The organism is Pseudomonas sp. LBUM1646, from assembly GCF_059716165.1.
The window spans coordinates 157,902-173,973 of record NZ_CP166810.1 but is presented as its reverse complement, the minus strand read 5'-3'; the positions used below and the strand labels follow the sequence as shown (position 1 = coordinate 173,973).

Here is a 16,072-nt window from a genome sequence, read left to right as displayed (position 1 = left end):
TAAAGCTATTAGCGCCTTGACTATCGGCCTGGCAACTATCCAAAACTGGCCTGCCGGTGCTGGAATAGATCCAGCCGATTACAGCGCTGATCAGTCGATGGTTGACGTGCATGACGCACTCAATTTAGGATCTGCGCACTACTCAACCCCGTACGCAGAGATTCAGTTCTCTGGCAGTTGGGGTGAAAAAACCGGCTTCGGCCGGTTTTTTCGTTTTTGAGGATTGGATTTGTGCGCACTGCGTTCTTCGTTGATGGCTACAACGTGTTCTACGGGTTGCTGGCTGACACCCCTTACAAATGGCTAAACCTGCCGCAGTTATTGGCTTATATCGCTCACATTGAAAACCCTCAAAGCTCTGTGGCTTCAATCGACTATTTCACCTCGTCGGTTAAACCAGAACTGGCTACTCGTGGCATCGCGTCCAAGGAAGCTCAAGATACCTACGTCCGTGCCCTGAAGGCTCACAATGTTGCCGTTCACTATGGTCGCCACCAACTCGAACCTGCGCGCGCACCCTGTTTCATCAACAAGAAAATCGGCGCCTCGCGTCAAGACACAACCCCAATCTGGAAACTCGAAGAAAAGGAAACTGACGTCCATATCGCGATAAGCATGTACCGCACAGCGGCCAAACAAACCAAGAGCACCGCAGCTGAAAGCATCCAGCAACTCGTTCTGGTATCCGGGGACACAGACATGGCTCCCGCACTGAGAGCTATCCGGGAAGACTTTCCGCAAATTACCGTTGGCGTCGTTCTTCCATACAGGACAGGGTTCAAACGAATTCCACCCGGCTCTTTGAAAGAACACTCGCACTGGATGCGACGAGCCATCTCCGCAGAAGAGCTCCAGTCACACCAGTTTCCAGACAAGGTCCCTACCCATAAGGCGCCGGCCATCAAACCGGATTATTGGTAACGACTTTTGCCACCGGATAAACCGACTCCCACCCTCCCCCCAACGCCTTGTACAACCCCACCATCGCCAGCGACACCCCGGTCGAACTCTCAACCCATTGTTGCTGAGTCGCCAACAACTCCCCTTGCACCGTCAGCACGTTGACGAAATCCACCACCCCTTCCACGTATTGCTGTTGCGCGGTGCGCAGGGCGATCTGGTTTTGGCGTACGGCTTCGGCGAGGCTGTCGCGGCGTAGTTGGCTGGCGTTGTAGGTGGTCAGTTGGTCGTCGATTTCATGCCAGGCGCGCAGCACGGTTTGCTGATAGGCGATGGCCGCTTCCTGCTGTTGGGCTTCGCGCAGGTTGAGCATGCCGCGCAGGCGGCCACCGTCGAACAGCGGCAAGCTGAATTGCGGGCCGATGCCGAAGGAGCGCGAGCCCCAGGAGCCGAAATCGCTCAGTTGCATGGCCTGGGAACCGATGTTGCCCGACAGGGTGATCCGCGGATAGAAATCGCCCTTGGCCACGCCAATGCTCGCCGTCGCGGCATGCAGCCGGGCTTCGGCCTGACGGATGTCGGGGCGGCGTTCGGCCAGTTGCGACGGCAGGCCGATGGCGACCTGACGCGGGGTCTGCGGCACTGGAGCGTCTGTGGATAACTCGGCATATAAAGCTTGGGGCGGCTCGCCCATCAACAGGCTCAGGGCGTTGATCAGTTGCGACTGACGCTGCTCCAGCGCCGGCAGGCGCGACTCAATGGCGGCCACTTGCGCGGCGGCTTCGGCGACGTCCAGGTCAGTGGCGACGCCATCGGCCAGGCGCAATTGCGAGAGCTTCAGACTGTGCCGGGCGACGTCGAGGTTCTGTTCGGTGACGGCGCGGGTGTTCTGCACGCCGCGCAGCTGGATGTAGTCCTGAGCGGTTTCGGCCAATACCGACAGCAGCACACCACGGCGGTCGTTTTCGGCGACTTCGAGGGTCGCGTCGGCGGCTTCGGTTTCGCGGCGTACGCGCCCCCAGAAATCCAGTTCCCAGGAGGCGGAGAAGCCTGCGTCCCAGAGGTTGAACGCCGAGCTGCCGTTTTTGCCGGAAGGATCGCTCAGGCCTTCCCCGCTGTTGCGTTCACGCCCGTAGCTGCCGGTGGCGGCGGTCGTGGGATAACGGTCGGCAGTGATCACCTGACGTACGGCGCGGCTTTGCTGCAAACGGCTGCTGGCGAGTTTCAGGTCGAGGTTATCGGTCAGCGCGCGTTGGCTCAGGGCCGAGAGTTTTGGGTCATGGAAGACTTCCCACCAGCGTTCGTCCATGGTTTGGGCGACGGCTTGGCTTTCGGCAGCCTTTTGCGGTTTTGACCATTCGGTGACTTGCTGTGGCTCAGGTTTGAGGAAGTCCGGGCCTACGGTGCAGGCTGAAAGGCTCATGACAAACAAGGCGCAGAAGGTGAGTTGCGAGCACCTTGGAATGCGTTCCCCTGTGGGAGCGAGCTTGCTCGCGATGGCGTCAGCACGATCAACGAAAATCTTCATCGTTGCGCAACCTCATGCTTGTCTGCGCTGGCCGTATCAATCCGCGCCTCCACCGACATCCCTACCCGCAACCGCTCCGCCAACGGCTGGCCCGCATCCAGCACGATTTTCACCGGAATCCGCTGCACGACCTTGGTGAAGTTACCGGTAGCGTTGTCCGGCTTGACCGAAGCAAACGTCACCCCGGTAGCCGGTGCGATGCTTTCGACGCGACCGCTCAACATTTCTCCGCCAAGGCTGTCGACGCGAACCTGCACGTCCTGCCCCTGCTGCACATCCCTCAGTTGAGTCTCCTGGAAATTGGCCACCACAAAAGCCTGAGCCAGCGGCACCACCGCCAGAATCTTGCTGCCCGGCGTGACATAAGCGCCAACCCGCACCGCCCGCTCACCGACCATGCCGTCCTGCGGCGCAACGATGCGCGTGTAAGACAGCTCGTAACTGGCGATTTCCAGCGCCGCTTGCGAGCGTTTCAGTCCACCTTCGGCCGCATCGCGCTGAGCGGTGAGAATGTCCACTTGCTTGCGTTCCGCCGCCAGCACCGCCGTGGCGTTGGCCAGCCGAGCGGTGGCCTGATCGATGCGCGTACGCGCCTGTTGCGCGTTCTGCACGGTACCGGCACCCACACCGGCGAGATGGTCGTAGCGATTCAATTCATGTTCGGCAAAGGCCATTTCAGCCTTGGCCGACACCACGGTGGCCTGGGCCTGGGCGATCACTGAGGTCTGGCGCTCAAGGGTCGCACGAGCGTTTTGCAGTTGCGCCCTGGCCACCAAAGTTTCGGCATCGGCAGCCTGGGCAGCGGCGCGCAGGTCCCGATCATCGATCAAGGCCAACAACTGCCCGGCCTTGACCTGCTGGTTGTCCTCCACCAACACCTCTTTGATAAACCCGGCGACCCGCGGCACGACCAAGGTGAAGTCCGCCGAGACAAAGGCGTCGTTGGTGCTCTGTTGCGCACGCTTGCCGAACAGTCCTGGCGCGACCAGGTAAATCAGCACGCCGACCGCGATCGCGGCGGCAACGCCAACCGCCACTTTTTGCTTTGCATAAGTCGTCATAAAAAACCTCTACTTCAGTGAAGCGTTCAAGTTGGCGCGCGCGGTGGATACATCCGCGTCGGCAGCCAGAAAATCAGCAGGATCAGCGCCGCAGCGACGCCCGCCATGCACAGATAAAGATCCGATGCCGTCAGCACCACGGCTTGCTCATGAAGCCGATGGGCAAGGCCGGCGCTGTCACTGTCGACCAGGGGCGAGTTGCCGAGACGGTCCACCAACATGGTCGAGTGGAAATGCAGGCGTACGGTGGTCAGCGCATCGATGATGCCGGTAGCGATGACTGCCGACAGGCCTTTGACGGTGTTGAACCAGGCCGAGGCGAATGGCCCTTCCATCGGCGTGATGCTGCCGGTGGCGAGCATCAGCAGCGGCAACACCGCCATGGGTTGCCCGAAGATTTGCAGCAGTTGCAGGACGTAGAAATCGTCACGAATCCACACCGAGGTCAGCTGCGAACCACCGATGCACGACAACGCCAGCATGCTCAGGCCAATCCCCAGCACCCAGCGGCAATCGACCCAGCGCAGGTTGCACAGCGCTGCCACCAACGGCAGCGCGATCAACTGCGGCAGCGCCGCCAGCAGCATGATCGGTGCGGTCTGGATCGGCCGATAACCCTGGACTTGCGCCAGGTAACTGGACGGAATGATGACCACCGCCAGCAGCACCACCAGAACGCCGGCCAGGGTCATCAAGGCGAACGACAGATTACGAATACCGAGCATCTGCAACTTGAAGAACGGGATCGGCTGCGACCATTCGTTGATCAGAAACAGCACCAACAACAGCAGCCCGCCGCCAAGCAAAAAGCAGATCAGGCTCGATTCGAACCAGTCCAGCCGATTGCCCTGCAAGATGCCGATCACCAACATGCAGATCGCCGGGAAACCCAGCAGCAAACCCCGCCAATTGAACTGCTTCATGCGCTCCAGGCGCAGCGGATCCTGAGGCAAGCCGTAAGCCACTGCCGCCATGGCGATCAGGCACGGCACGATGATTTGCCAAAAGGTCCATTGCCAACCGACGTACTCGGTCCACAACCCGGCCAGCGGGGTGCCGAGGCCCGGTCCGAAGGTCGCCGTCAGGGCATAACCGGCCAAGCCGTAGAGCTTGACGTTGGCCGGCAGGAAACGCAGGGCGACGGTCATCAGCATTGGCGGCAACGCCCCGCCCGCCAGGCCTTGGACGATGCGCATCAGCAGCAGGCTTTCGTAATTTGGCGCAAATGGGCACAACACGCCCAGCAGCGTGAAAAGGCCGATGGCGTAAAGGGTGAAACGGCGCAACGAGAACGTCACCGAGCACCATGGCGCGAACGCCATCGCCGCCACCGAGGTCGCGGTGTAACTGGCGACCAGCCAGGTGCCTTCGTCGTAACCGATGGCCAACGCGCCGCGAATGTCGGCCAGGGCAACCTTGGTCACCATCTCGTTCAAGCCAGATACCAGCACCGCCAGCAACACGCCCACCAGACCGATGATGATCCGCAGACCGAAGACCGGTGGCGTGGCGGCGACGGGGCTGGCCATGGCGAGGGGCGCCGGGGCCGTGAGGGAAGTCATTACTGCGAGCTCCGGGATGAGAATACCGGGGCATTTTAGGGAGGATGGAACGTTACGAAAATTGACTTATTGGCAGTTTATAAGTGCGTCAGACGCAGCAATAACATCAAAAGATCGCAGCCTTCGGCAGCGCCCACAGGCGCGTAGGAGTTGCCGAAGGCTGCGATCTTTTAATCTTCAAACCGGTTGAGCAGCCAACCAAGTCTCATCGCAACACGCCTTGAGGGTCTCGCGCATCCAGCGATGGGCCGAATCCTTGTCGAACCGCGGATGCCAGGCCTGGGTCAGCATCAGCGTCGGCAATGGAATCGGCAGGGTGAACGAGCGCAGCTTCAGGCCCAAACGCCGCACGCTCAGCAGCGCCTCTTTTGGCACCGGCAGTAGCAGATCGGAATCGGGCAGCGCAAACATTGCCGCATGGAAACTCGGCGCAATCACCGCCACGCGTCGCTCCAGCCCCAACGCGTTGAGCGCCGTATCGATCGGCCCACGGGCAATCCCGCGCCGGGACATGCTGATGTGGGCGTACCCGGCGTAGCGTTCGGCGGTGATTTCCTCGTCGAACAGCGGATGATCTTCCCTGGCCAGGCCGACGAATTGTGTGGAGAACAGGTTTTGGACCTTCACTTCCGGCATCGACGGACGATTGTTGCTGATACTCAAGTCGATCCGCCCTTCGCGCAGCGCTTCATCGTCACCATCGCCTTCCGGGACGAAGCGCAGTTCGCAATGCGGGGCCTGACGCTCCATGGTGTCGAAGAGCTTGCCACCGTAAACGCCAACGAAAAAGTCATTGGCGCGAATGCTGAATCGACGCCGCAAGGTGCCCAATTCCACCTCATCGGCCGAGCGGAATAACAGCGCCGCCTGCTCCACCACGTCCCGCACCTGTTCCCGCAACGCCAGTGCCTTGGGGGTCGGTACCAGGCCACGGCCGGCGCGCACCAGGATCGGGTCGCCGATGGCTTCGCGGATTCGGGTCAGGGTCCGGCTCATGGCGGCCGGGCTGAGGTTCATCCGCCGCGCGGCGCCCACCACGCTGCCTTCATCGAGCAAGGCGTCGAGGGCGACCAGCAGGTTCATGTCCGGGAGTTGCATACTGAGCACTCTTGGCTGATCAGGATTGATTCAGACGCAATGCTAGCAGATCAAAAGATCGCAGCCTTCGGCGGCGCCCACAGGCGCGTAGGAGCTGCCGAAGGCTGCGATCTTTTCGAATCACATCGGATTAACTGACTAGCGCTGCATCCCCCAACGCTTCACCGTCACCCGCTCCAGCGTGTCGAACACCAAATTCTCCACCAGCAACCCAATCAAGATCACCACCGCCAACCCGGCAAACACCTTGTCGGTGTACAGCTCATTACGATTCTGGAAAATGTACCAACCCAACCCACCCTTGCCACTGGTAGCGCCAAACACCAATTCCGCCGCGATCAACGTGCGCCAGGCAAACGCCCAGCCGATTTTCAGCCCGGCGAGGATCGATGGCAGCGCTGCCGGGATCAGGATAAACAGCACGAATCGCATACCCTTGAGGCCATAGTTGCGCCCGGCCATGCGCAGGGTCTCCGAGACACCGAGAAACCCGGCGTACGTGTTCAACGCCAAGGCCCACAGCACCGAATGCACCAGCACGAAAATCAGGCTGTTCTGCCCCAGGCCAAACCACAGCAGCGCCAGCGGTAACAGTGCAATCGCCGGCAACGGGTTGAACATCGACGTCAGCGTGCTCAGCAGGTCGCGACCGAACTGCGTCGAGACCGCCAGGGTGGTCAAGGCAAACGCCAACACGATGCCGATCAGGTAACCCTTGAGCAACACGACCAGGGAAATCCATACCTTGCTCAGCAATTCACCGCTGAGCAGGCCGTCATACAGGGCGCTACTGGTTTGCAGAAAACTCGGTAGCAGCAGGTCGTTGTTCTGAATGCGGGCGACGACTTCCCACAACACTGCGAGCAAAATCAGGATCAGGCTTTTGCGAATCCAGCCCTGTTGCCATACACGCTGGCCGAGGGGCAACTCTCGCTCCAGCGGTACGCTCGTCAGGGGCTCTAATACGGTTTCGAATTCTTTACGCGCAGATGAAAACTGGCTCATCGGGCAATCCTCTCAATGGCTCAATAAGCGATGCGAATGTCGGAGAAATCCAGCTCACGCTCGGTTTCCGGGGACTGACCTTCATCGAACAACAACCGATGAATTCTCCGCGCCGACTCCTGGAAGGCCACGCCACCCAGGCTGTGCAAGTCGTATTGGTGGCTGTGGACTTCCGCCCGAACCCGACCCGGATGCGGCGACAGCAGCAGGATGCGATTGCCCACCACCAGCGCTTCTTCGATGGAGTGCGTCACGAACAGCAGGGTGAAGCGCACCTCTTCCCAAAGCAGCAGCAACTCCTCCTGCATCTTGCGTCGGGTCAGCGCGTCGAGGGCGGCGAAGGGTTCGTCCATCAACAGGATTTTCGGCTGCATCGCCAACGCGCGAGCAATCGCTACTCGCGCCTTCATGCCGCCAGACAAGGTATGCGGATAAGCATCGGCAAACGCCGCCAACCCGACCTTGTCCAGATAGTGCAGTGCCCGCTCCTCAGCTTCCTTACGCTTGAGGGTTTTCGACGCCAGCAGCGGAAACATCACGTTCTGTTTGACGGTTTTCCACGGCGGCAGTTGATCGAATTCCTGGAACACCACGATCCGGTCCGGGCCCGGCGCATTGACGGTTTGCCCCTGAAGACGAATTTCGCCCTCGCACGGCTGGATGAACCCGGCCACGGCTTTGAGCAACGTCGATTTGCCGCACCCGGACGGGCCGAGCAGCACGAAACGGTCCGCCGGATCGATCTCGAAGCTGACCTGATGCGTGGCCCGAACAACACGCTGCGGCGTGCGGTATTCCAGGCTGACTTGATCGACCGACAGTAGCGCCTTGGCTGCCGTGATCGGGTTGCTGGCCGTGTGGCCTTGCAAGGGGGCGTTCATCTTGATCAGCTCCCTTGCAGCAGTTTGGCGTCCTGGAAGAAGTAGTCCTTCCACGAATCCGGTTTGTTTTTGATCGCGCCGACGCGGTAGAGGAATTCGGCCAGCGGATAGGTGTTTTTCGGCGTAACGCTGAATTCGAACTGCGGGTTGTCGATGATTTTCAGCAGCGTCGCGCGGTCGATTTTCGCCTTGGTCACACGGATGTAAGTGTCCGCCGCTGCGCCTTTATCGTTCTGGGCAAACTGCGCCGCTTCGGTCAGGGCTTCGACGAAGGCCTTGTAGGTTTTCGGGTTCTCGTCACGGAATTTTTCGGTGGCAAACAGCACCGTCGGCGAGTTCGGGCCGAGCAGATCGTAGGTGTTCAGCACCACATGGACATTGGGATTGGCCAGCGCCTGATCCTGGAATGGCGGGTTGGAAAAGTGCCCGGACAACTCCGTGCCGCCGGCAATCAAAGCAGCTGTCGCGTCCGGGTGTGGAACGGCGATGGTGTACTTGTCGAGGCGATTGAATTCCTTGTCTCCCCACTGCTTGGCGGCCGCGTATTGCAAGAAGCGCGACTGCACCGACACCCCGACCGCCGGCACCGCGATACGGTCCTTCTCGGTGAAATCGGCAATGGTTTTGACGTTTGGATTGTTGCTCAGCAGGTAGTAAGGGAAGTTGCCAAGCGAGGCCACGGCTTTGACGTTTTGCTTACCGTGGGTGCGGTCCCAAATGGTCAGCAACGGACCGACGCCGGCACCGGCAATGTCGATGGAACCGGAGAGCAACGCATCGTTGACCGCTGCGCCGCCAGAGAGCTGGGTCCAGTCGACCTTGATGTCGATGCCTTCTTGCTTGCCGTACTTCTCGATCAGGTTTTGATCGCGGACCACGTTGAGCAACAGGTAAACAATGCCGAACTGCTCGGCGATACGGATTTCACCTTCGGCGTGGGCCACGGTCGGCGCCACCAGGTTGCCGGCAAGCAGGCTGAAACCCAGGCCAATGGCGGCAGCCAGCGGCGCGAATGAAAGACGTTTGGACATGATGGTTCTCCGACAAATCAGAAAGGCGCGTCGCCCTGGATGGTGGTGCGAAACAGCTTGCGGCGCAGGTAACTTGGGCAGCCGGCGGCAAGGTGGATCAGCGAACGGTTGTCCCAGAACACCAGGTCGTGGGGCTGCCACTGGTGGCGGTAGATGTTTTGCGGCAACACGCTGTGGGCGTAGAGCTCGTCGAGCAGCTGTTTGCTCTCGTCGTCCGGCAAACCGACGATGCGCGTGGTGAAGCCTTCACTGACGAACAACGCTTTGCGGCCGTTTTCCGGGTGAGTGCGGACGATTGGGTGCACGACTTCGGCGACTTGGGCGAGTTGCTCCGGGGTCAGGGTCGGGCGCCAGTTGCCTTCGAATTTGGTTTCGCTGTAGCGCGCGGTGTAGGAGTGCGCGGCGGATCGGCCTTCGATGGCTTTACGCAGCGCATCGGGCAGACCGTCCCAGGCTTTGTGCATATCGGCGAATAGGGTGTCGCCACCCTCCGATGGCAGCTCTTGGGCGTGCAGCATCGAGCCCAGGCTTGGCAGCTCTTTATAGGAAAGGTCGGAGTGCCAGAACTTGCCAGCATCACCGAGGCCGACGGAAACGCCGTTTTCGATGATATTGGAAACGATCAGGATTTCGGGGTGCCCGGCCAACAGGAACTGTTTGAGCACATGGATCTGCAACACGCCGAAACGGCGACTGAAGTCGATTTGCTGTTCGGGGGTTATACGTTGGTCACGGAATACAACGACGTGATGATCCAGGTGCGCACGGTGAATGCGGGCGAAGTCCTGATCATTGATCGGGCGGGACAGGTCCAGGCCGATGATTTCGGCACCGACGGCGCCGCTGAATGGGCGGATGTCGAAGGTTTGCGGCGCGATGCTTTGAGATGCAGAGACGGCTGACATTTAAATCACTCCCACGCACGGCACGCTCAAGGGCGCGCGCGTCGATCGAAAACTCACGGAGGTCCCGTGTTGGTTCGTGTCGTGCGGCGCGCCGATTGGTCGGCAGGTACGCAGGAGAGTGACTTTATAGTCATAAGAATTGAATTTTAAATACCGTTAGTGAATAACGATATACCACCGATTGTTCCCATGCTCCTGCGTGGGAATACATCCCGTGACGCTCTGCGTCACAGTGGACGCGGAGCGTCCATGGCGGCATTCCCACGCAGAGCGTGGGAACGATCAACACCGTTAGTGAATAACGATTTACCACCGATTGTTCCCACGCTCCTGCGTGGGAATACATCCCGTGACGCTCTGCGTCACAGTGGACGTGGAGCGTCCATGGCGGCATTCCCACGCAGAGCGTCACTAGTGTCCGGTAAAAACTGAAGGGGGAGCTTGCTCCCCCTTGCTGTTGGCGGACTTCAGTCATAATCGGATTTTTCAGACTCGATTTTGACTCATGTTCTCCAGCACCCGTTTAGCCCAACTGCTCAGTGCGATCCCTCGCCCGTCCTTCCAGCAATCCACCGAAAAGTACCAGGCGGATCGCTACGTCAAACGCTGCACATCCTGGCAATTGCTGGTAACACTGGTCAGCGGCCATGTAACCCAAGCCTTAAGCCTGCGGTCATTGGCGACTTTCTCCGAAACGCTGGCTGCGCATAGCTACCATCTCCAAGCCGGCCCCATTGCCCGCTCGACCCTGTCAGATGCGTTGAACAAGCGTGATTACCGGCCGTTCCAAGACCTCTGTGAGAACCTGTTGCGCGGTGTCGGCCGTCAACAGCGCAAGGAAGTCGGCGCCATGGTTAGTCTGATTGATTCCACTTCGATTACCTTGCGTGGACCTCACTTTGATGACTGGACTGCCGCAACTAAAACCCGCATCACACAAGGCCTCAAGGTACACGTAGGGTTGGATCTGGCTCAGTTGGCCCCGGTGTACGTGAACATTACCCCCGCCAACGTCAACGACATGAGCGATGCGCTGAATATGCCGATTCAGGCCGGCATGACTTATGTCTTTGACAAAGGTTACTGCGATTACAACTGGTGGTACCAGTTGCAGAGCAAAGGTGCTTATTTCGTCACTCGGTTTAAGAAAAATGCCAACTACGAGGTGCTGCACGAGCACTCAACCGTTGCCGAACAAAGCCCGGTCATGAGTGATGAGGTCGTTCAGTTCGGCAAAAAACGTCTGGGTGGCAAACGTGTGAATGACTATCGAGACGAACCAGTAAGACGTGTCGTGATTGAACGCGAAGGGCACGTGACACCGTTAATCCTGGTGACCAACGACTTTGCCAGAACAGCTGAAGAAATCGCGGGTTTGTACAAGAATCGCTGGAAGATCGAGTTGTTTTTCAAGTGGATCAAGCAACATCTGAAACTCAAGCGGTTCTATGCTTTCTCCGAAAATGCCGTTCGCCTGCAGATTTACAGTGCTTTGATCAGCTACTTGTTACTGCACCTTTTTCACCGTCGCTCAGGGTTTCCCGGCTCGTTGTTTGAGCTGACGGTGCGGATTGCACATGTCCTGCATGAACGGCCCGCTACCCAAGAATTCAAAGACCGACGAAGGCAGGAACAAGAAAAACTAAAGGCTGCCCAGGGCAACCTTCAGCTTTGAAACATGTTTACCGGACACTAGTGACGCAGAGCGTGGGAACGATCAACACCGTTAGTGAATAACGATTTACCACCGATTGTTCCCACGCTCCTGCGTGGGAATACATCCCGTGACGCTCTGCGTCACAGTGGACGTGGAGCGTCCATGGCGGCATTCCCACGCAGAGCGTGGGAACGATCAACACCGTTAGTGAATAACGATTTACCACCGATTGTTCCCATGCTCCTGCGTGGGAATACATCCCGTGACGCTCTGCGTCACAGTGGACGCGGAGCGTCCATGGCGGCATTCCCACGCAGAGCGTGGGAACGATCAACACCGTTAGTGAGTAACGATTTACCACCGATTGTTCCCACGATCCTGCGTGGGAATACATCCCGTGACGCTCTGCGTCACAGTGGACGCGGAGCGTCCATGGCGGCATTCCCACGCAGAGCGTGGGAACGATCAACACCGTTAGTGAATAACGATTTACCACCGATTGTTCCCACGCTCCTGCGTGGGAATACATCCCGTGACGCTCTGCGTCACAGTGGACGCGGAGCGTCCATGGCGGCATTCCCACGCAGAGCGTGGGAACGATCAACACCGTTAGTGAATAACGATTTACCACCGATTGTTCCCACGCTCCTGCGTGGGAATACATCCCGTGACGCTCTGCGTCACAGTGGACGCGGAGCGTCCATGGCGGCATTCCCACGCAGAGCGTGGGAACGATCAACACCGTTAGTGAATAACGATTTACCACCGATTGTTCCCACGCTCCTGCGTGGGAATACATCCCGTGACGCTCTGCGTCACAGTGGACGTGGAGCGTCCATGGCGGCATTCCCACGCAGAGCGTGGGAACGATCATGGGGCTTTGGGATTGTGGTGTTTTTGGGGCAGCCGAGAACTACCGCTCGTGCAACGCCTCTGCCCGCGCCCGGATAATCGGCTTGAGCAGATAGCTGAGCACGGTCTTCTTGCCGGTAATGATGTCCACCGACGCTACCATCCCCGGAATGATCAGAAGCGGCTTCTCATCCGTCCCCAGGTGGCTGCGATCGGTGCGGAGCTTGATGATGTAGTAGGTGGTTTTCTTGTCTTCATCGGTGATGGTGTCGGCGCCGATCTGCTCAAGCTTGGCTTTGAGCCCACCGTAAATGGTGTAGTCGTACGCAGTGAATTTGACCGTCGCCTCTTGCCCCGGGTGCAGGAAGGCGATGTCTTGCGGGCGAACCTTTGCTTCCACCAGCAAGGTGTCATCCAGCGGTACGATTTCCACCAGATCGACGCCCGGCTGGATCACGCCGCCAATGGTGTTCACCAGCAATTTGTTGACGATCCCGCGCACCGGCGATGTCACCAGCGTGCGGCTCACGCGATCTTCCAGCGCCTTACCGGTGGCTTGGGCCTTGTTCAGGTCAGTGCGCGCTTCGTTGAGTTGGGTCAGGGCTTCACTGCGGAATTTGCCGCGTGTCTCGTCGATCTTGCGCTGCACTTCCTTGATCGCCGATTCGGCGCGGGGAATGGCCAGGGTGGTCGCGTCCAGTTGCCCACGGGTTTCCACTTCGGCGCGTTTGAGTCGCAGCACTTCAACCGGCGATACCGCGCCCTGGGCCACCAGCGGCTCGGACATGTTGATTTCCTGGCGTTGCAACGCCAGTCCATTGCGGTACTGCGACTGCTTGGAGGAGAACTCGCGCAGTTCTTGCTGACGCTGGATCAACTGCTCCTGCAAGCCGCCGATTTCATCGTGCAACTGCTGACGACGGCTGGTGTACAGCGACTCTTCGCTGGCGGCCTGGCCGGGTACGGCTTTGAGCACATCGGCCGGGAAGTTCAGCGGTCGGTCGTCCACCTCGGCGCTCAAGCGCTCGACCCGCAGCAACATCGACAGGCGATCCGCCTCGGTTTCGCCGACGTTGGAGGCGAACCGCGTGTCATCCAGGCGAATCAGCGGCGCGCCGGCCTCGACGATCTGCCCTTCCTTGACGAACAGTTCGGAGACGATACCGCCCTCAAGGTTCTGAATTTTCTGGATCTTCGACGAGGGGATCGCCTTGCCGTCGCCCTTGGTCACTTCGTCGATGACCGCGAAGTTGGCCCAAAGCATCAGGAACACGAAGAAGCCGATGATCGCCCAAATGGTCAGCCGTACCACACGCGGCGCATCTTCGATCAGCGCCTTGTTCACTTCCGGCAACGGCTGGCCTTGCAGCGACGCAGAACCTTTGAAGTAGCGGCTGATAGAGTCCTTGAAACCCGACTTAAGCAACACTGATCTGCCCCTTCTTCAACGCTTCCATCACAACGGCTTTTGGTCCATCGGCGAGAATCTGTCCACGGTCGATCACCAACAGACGATCCACCAGCGACAGCAGCGACGCCCGGTGCGTCACCAGCACCACGGTTTTGTTTTCAATCACCGCCGCAAGGCGTTGCTTGAGGCGTTCTTCGCCGGTGTTGTCCATGGCGCTGGTCGGTTCGTCGAGCAGCAGGATCGGCGGGTTGAGCAGCAACGCACGGGCCAGGGCCACGTTCTGGCGCTGACCGCCGGACAGGTTCTGTCCACGCTCGCCGACTTGCAGTTCATAACCTTGCGGGTGCAGACGGGCGAATTCGTGCACGCCGGCCAGTTCGGCGGCTTGCAGCACCAGTTCGTCTTCTACATAGCGAGCACCGGACACCAAATTGTCGCGCAGCGTACCGGCGAGCAATTGAATGTCCTGGGGCACGTAGCCGATGTTGTGGCGCAATTCGCTGACATCGATCTGGCGGATATCAACACCGTCCACCAGCAAGGCGCCGTCGTCCGGCTGATAGAGGCCCACCAGCAACTTGGCCAGGGAGCTTTTGCCCGAGCCGCTGCGACCGATGATGCCGATTTTCTCGCCGGGCTTGATGATCAGGTTGATGTTCTTCAGCGCGGCGTTTTGCTGGTTCGGGTAGGTGAAGTTCAGCTGACGGCATTCGATGGCGCCCTGCAGGACCTTGCGGCTCAGGGGACGTTCTTCGAAGTTGCGCTCTTGCGGCAGCTCCATCATCTGGTCCACCGAGACCATGGTCACCCGCGCTTGCTGGTAACGGGTCAGCAGGCCGGACAACGAGGCCAACGGGCTGAGGGCGCGACCGCTGAGCATGTAGCAGGCAATCAGACCGCCCATGCTCAGGTGACCGTCGATGATCTGGTACACGCCGAAGACGATCATGATCACCCCGGCCAATTGCTGGATCAGCAGGGTGATGTTCATCGCCAGGCCGGAGAGCATTTTCACTCGCAGCTCGAGGCGGCTAAGGGTGCCGATGGTCTGTTCCCACTGGTACTGGCGTTCGCTTTCGGCGTTGTTGACCTTCACCGCATCGAGGCCGGCGAGGGTTTCGATCAGGCTCGACTGCCGCTCGGCGCCGAGGGCCATGGTTCGTTCCATGGTCGCCACCAGCGGCTTCTGCAACGCGTAGCCGATCAGCAAGGCAATCGGGAACGCTAGCACCGGAATCCACACCAAATGCCCGCCAAGGATCGCGATGACCATAAAGATCAGCAACGTAAACGGCAGGTCGATCAGGCTGGTCAGCGTCAGCGAGGCGAGGAAGTCGCGCAGGCTCTGAAACTCGTGGATGTTCTGGGCGAAGCTGCCGACCCGGGCCGGGCGGTACTTCATGGACATGCCGACAATTCGCTCGAACAGCGTGGCCGAGATGATCAGGTCGGTTTTCTTGCCCGCCAGGTCCAGGCACAGACTGCGCAGGCTTTTGAGGATCAGGTCGAACAGGTAGGCACCGGTGATCCCTATCGCCAACACCCACAGGGTTGATTCCGCCTGGTTCGGCACCACGCGGTCGTAGACGTTCATCACGAACAGCGGCGCGGCCATGGCAATGATGTTGATCAGGAAACTGGCGGCGATGGCGTCGGCGTACAACCAACGCGAACGCTTGAGGGTGTCGCGAAACCACGAACGCGCACGCGGGATCAGCGTGCCGTGGTTCACGTCAAACTTATGTTGGGGTTGGGCGAAGAAGACTTTGCCGATGTAGTCGTCGGCCAGCAATTCGCGGCTGACGACACTTTCGCCACCGTCGGTTTCACTGAGCAGCACACGAGCCTGGTCGTCACCGTGCCAACCGAGCAGCACCGCACTGCGACCGTCCTTGAGCAGCAACAGCGCCGGCATCGCAATCGCCGGAATGTCTTCCAGCTTGCGTTGCAGCACCCGCCCTTGCAGACCGGCGCGAGCGGCGGCGCGGGGCAGCAACTCGACGCTCAGGCGTTGCTTGGGCAACGGCAGGCCGGTGGTGAGCATCGCCGCGCTGGCCGGTTTCTGGTGCAGCGTGCACAGGGCCAGCAGCCCATCCAGTAACGGATCGTCGTGCAGCGCGCGTGGATCATGAATGAGATGAACTCGACTGGCTTCTGATTCCACGCTCGGCACTCTTGGCT

12 protein-coding genes are annotated in these 16,072 nt (G+C 59.6%); 2 read left to right on the top strand and 10 right to left on the bottom strand.

The window, feature by feature from the left end; translation table 11 throughout:
- Positions 1-231 precede the first annotated feature (231 nt).
- Entirely contained in the window at positions 232-921 is a 690-nt protein-coding gene (locus tag ACA071_RS00730) for an NYN domain-containing protein (protein ID WP_497642718.1), read from the top strand.
- On the opposite strand, the gene ACA071_RS00725 is transcribed toward ACA071_RS00730, so the two are convergent.
- The 8 genes from ACA071_RS00725 to ACA071_RS00690 all read right to left on the bottom strand — a co-directional run bounded on the left by ACA071_RS00725 (position 902) and on the right by ACA071_RS00690 (position 9,971).
- Positions 902-2,428: an efflux transporter outer membrane subunit gene (locus ACA071_RS00725; RefSeq protein ID WP_497642717.1), complete on the bottom strand. Its 1,527-nt coding sequence runs from the start codon at positions 2,426-2,428 to the stop codon at positions 902-904. The genes ACA071_RS00730 and ACA071_RS00725 overlap by 20 nt on opposite strands.
- A complete protein-coding gene (locus ACA071_RS00720) occupies positions 2,425-3,489 on the bottom strand; it encodes an HlyD family secretion protein (protein ID WP_497642716.1) in 1,065 nt (354 codons plus the stop codon). The genes ACA071_RS00725 and ACA071_RS00720 overlap by 4 nt, the downstream gene beginning before the upstream one ends.
- Before the next feature lie 26 nt (positions 3,490-3,515).
- Positions 3,516-5,051, bottom strand: a complete 1,536-nt coding sequence (locus ACA071_RS00715; protein WP_497642715.1) for an MFS transporter — start codon at positions 5,049-5,051, stop codon at positions 3,516-3,518.
- Positions 5,052-5,228: 177 nt separating this feature from the next.
- Positions 5,229-6,149, bottom strand: a complete 921-nt coding sequence (locus tag ACA071_RS00710; RefSeq protein WP_497642714.1) for a LysR family transcriptional regulator — start codon at positions 6,147-6,149, stop codon at positions 5,229-5,231.
- Positions 6,150-6,287: 138 nt separating this feature from the next.
- Positions 6,288-7,154 carry an ABC transporter permease gene (locus ACA071_RS00705; RefSeq protein WP_497642713.1) on the bottom strand — a complete coding sequence of 289 codons (867 nt, stop codon included), beginning with the start codon at positions 7,152-7,154 and terminating at the stop codon, positions 6,288-6,290.
- A gap of 20 nt (positions 7,155-7,174) precedes the next feature.
- Positions 7,175-8,035, bottom strand: a complete 861-nt coding sequence (locus ACA071_RS00700) for an ABC transporter ATP-binding protein (RefSeq protein ID WP_497642712.1) — start codon at positions 8,033-8,035, stop codon at positions 7,175-7,177.
- Positions 8,036-8,040: 5 nt separating this feature from the next.
- Positions 8,041-9,066, bottom strand: a complete 1,026-nt coding sequence (locus ACA071_RS00695; RefSeq protein ID WP_497642711.1) for an ABC transporter substrate-binding protein — start codon at positions 9,064-9,066, stop codon at positions 8,041-8,043.
- Positions 9,067-9,083: 17 nt separating this feature from the next.
- Entirely contained in the window at positions 9,084-9,971 is an 888-nt protein-coding gene (locus ACA071_RS00690; protein WP_497642710.1) for a TauD/TfdA dioxygenase family protein, read from the bottom strand.
- 505 nt (positions 9,972-10,476) lie between these two features.
- Between ACA071_RS00690 and ACA071_RS00685 the strand changes: the two genes are divergently transcribed.
- A complete protein-coding gene (locus tag ACA071_RS00685; protein WP_497641581.1) occupies positions 10,477-11,646 on the top strand; it encodes an IS4 family transposase in 1,170 nt (389 codons plus the stop codon).
- A gap of 895 nt (positions 11,647-12,541) precedes the next feature.
- Here the strand turns inward: ACA071_RS00685 and ACA071_RS00680 are convergent.
- Together ACA071_RS00680 and ACA071_RS00675 are read right to left on the bottom strand one after the other, a co-directional pair.
- On the bottom strand, positions 12,542-13,909 hold the full coding sequence (locus tag ACA071_RS00680) for an HlyD family type I secretion periplasmic adaptor subunit (RefSeq protein ID WP_497642709.1): 1,368 nt from the start codon (positions 13,907-13,909) through the stop codon (positions 12,542-12,544).
- Complete coding sequence (locus ACA071_RS00675) at positions 13,899-16,055, bottom strand: type I secretion system permease/ATPase (RefSeq protein ID WP_497642708.1); 2,157 nt, start codon at positions 16,053-16,055, stop codon at positions 13,899-13,901. Before ACA071_RS00675 ends, ACA071_RS00680 begins: the two co-directional genes overlap by 11 nt.
- Positions 16,056-16,072 lie beyond the last annotated feature (17 nt).

Coding starts and splice junctions, on each gene's coding strand:
- ACA071_RS00725 (WP_497642717.1), bottom strand. CDS start 2,428: ATGAAGATTTTCGTTGATCGTGCTGACGCCATCGCGAGCAAGCTCGCT.
- ACA071_RS00720 (WP_497642716.1), bottom strand. CDS start 3,489: ATGACGACTTATGCAAAGCAAAAAGTGGCGGTTGGCGTTGCCGCCGCG.
- ACA071_RS00715 (WP_497642715.1), bottom strand. CDS start 5,051: ATGACTTCCCTCACGGCCCCGGCGCCCCTCGCCATGGCCAGCCCCGTC.
- ACA071_RS00710 (WP_497642714.1), bottom strand. CDS start 6,149: ATGCAACTCCCGGACATGAACCTGCTGGTCGCCCTCGACGCCTTGCTC.
- ACA071_RS00705 (WP_497642713.1), bottom strand. CDS start 7,154: ATGAGCCAGTTTTCATCTGCGCGTAAAGAATTCGAAACCGTATTAGAG.
- ACA071_RS00700 (WP_497642712.1), bottom strand. CDS start 8,035: ATGAACGCCCCCTTGCAAGGCCACACGGCCAGCAACCCGATCACGGCA.
- ACA071_RS00695 (WP_497642711.1), bottom strand. CDS start 9,066: ATGTCCAAACGTCTTTCATTCGCGCCGCTGGCTGCCGCCATTGGCCTG.
- ACA071_RS00690 (WP_497642710.1), bottom strand. CDS start 9,971: ATGTCAGCCGTCTCTGCATCTCAAAGCATCGCGCCGCAAACCTTCGAC.
- ACA071_RS00685 (WP_497641581.1), top strand. CDS start 10,477: ATGTTCTCCAGCACCCGTTTAGCCCAACTGCTCAGTGCGATCCCTCGC.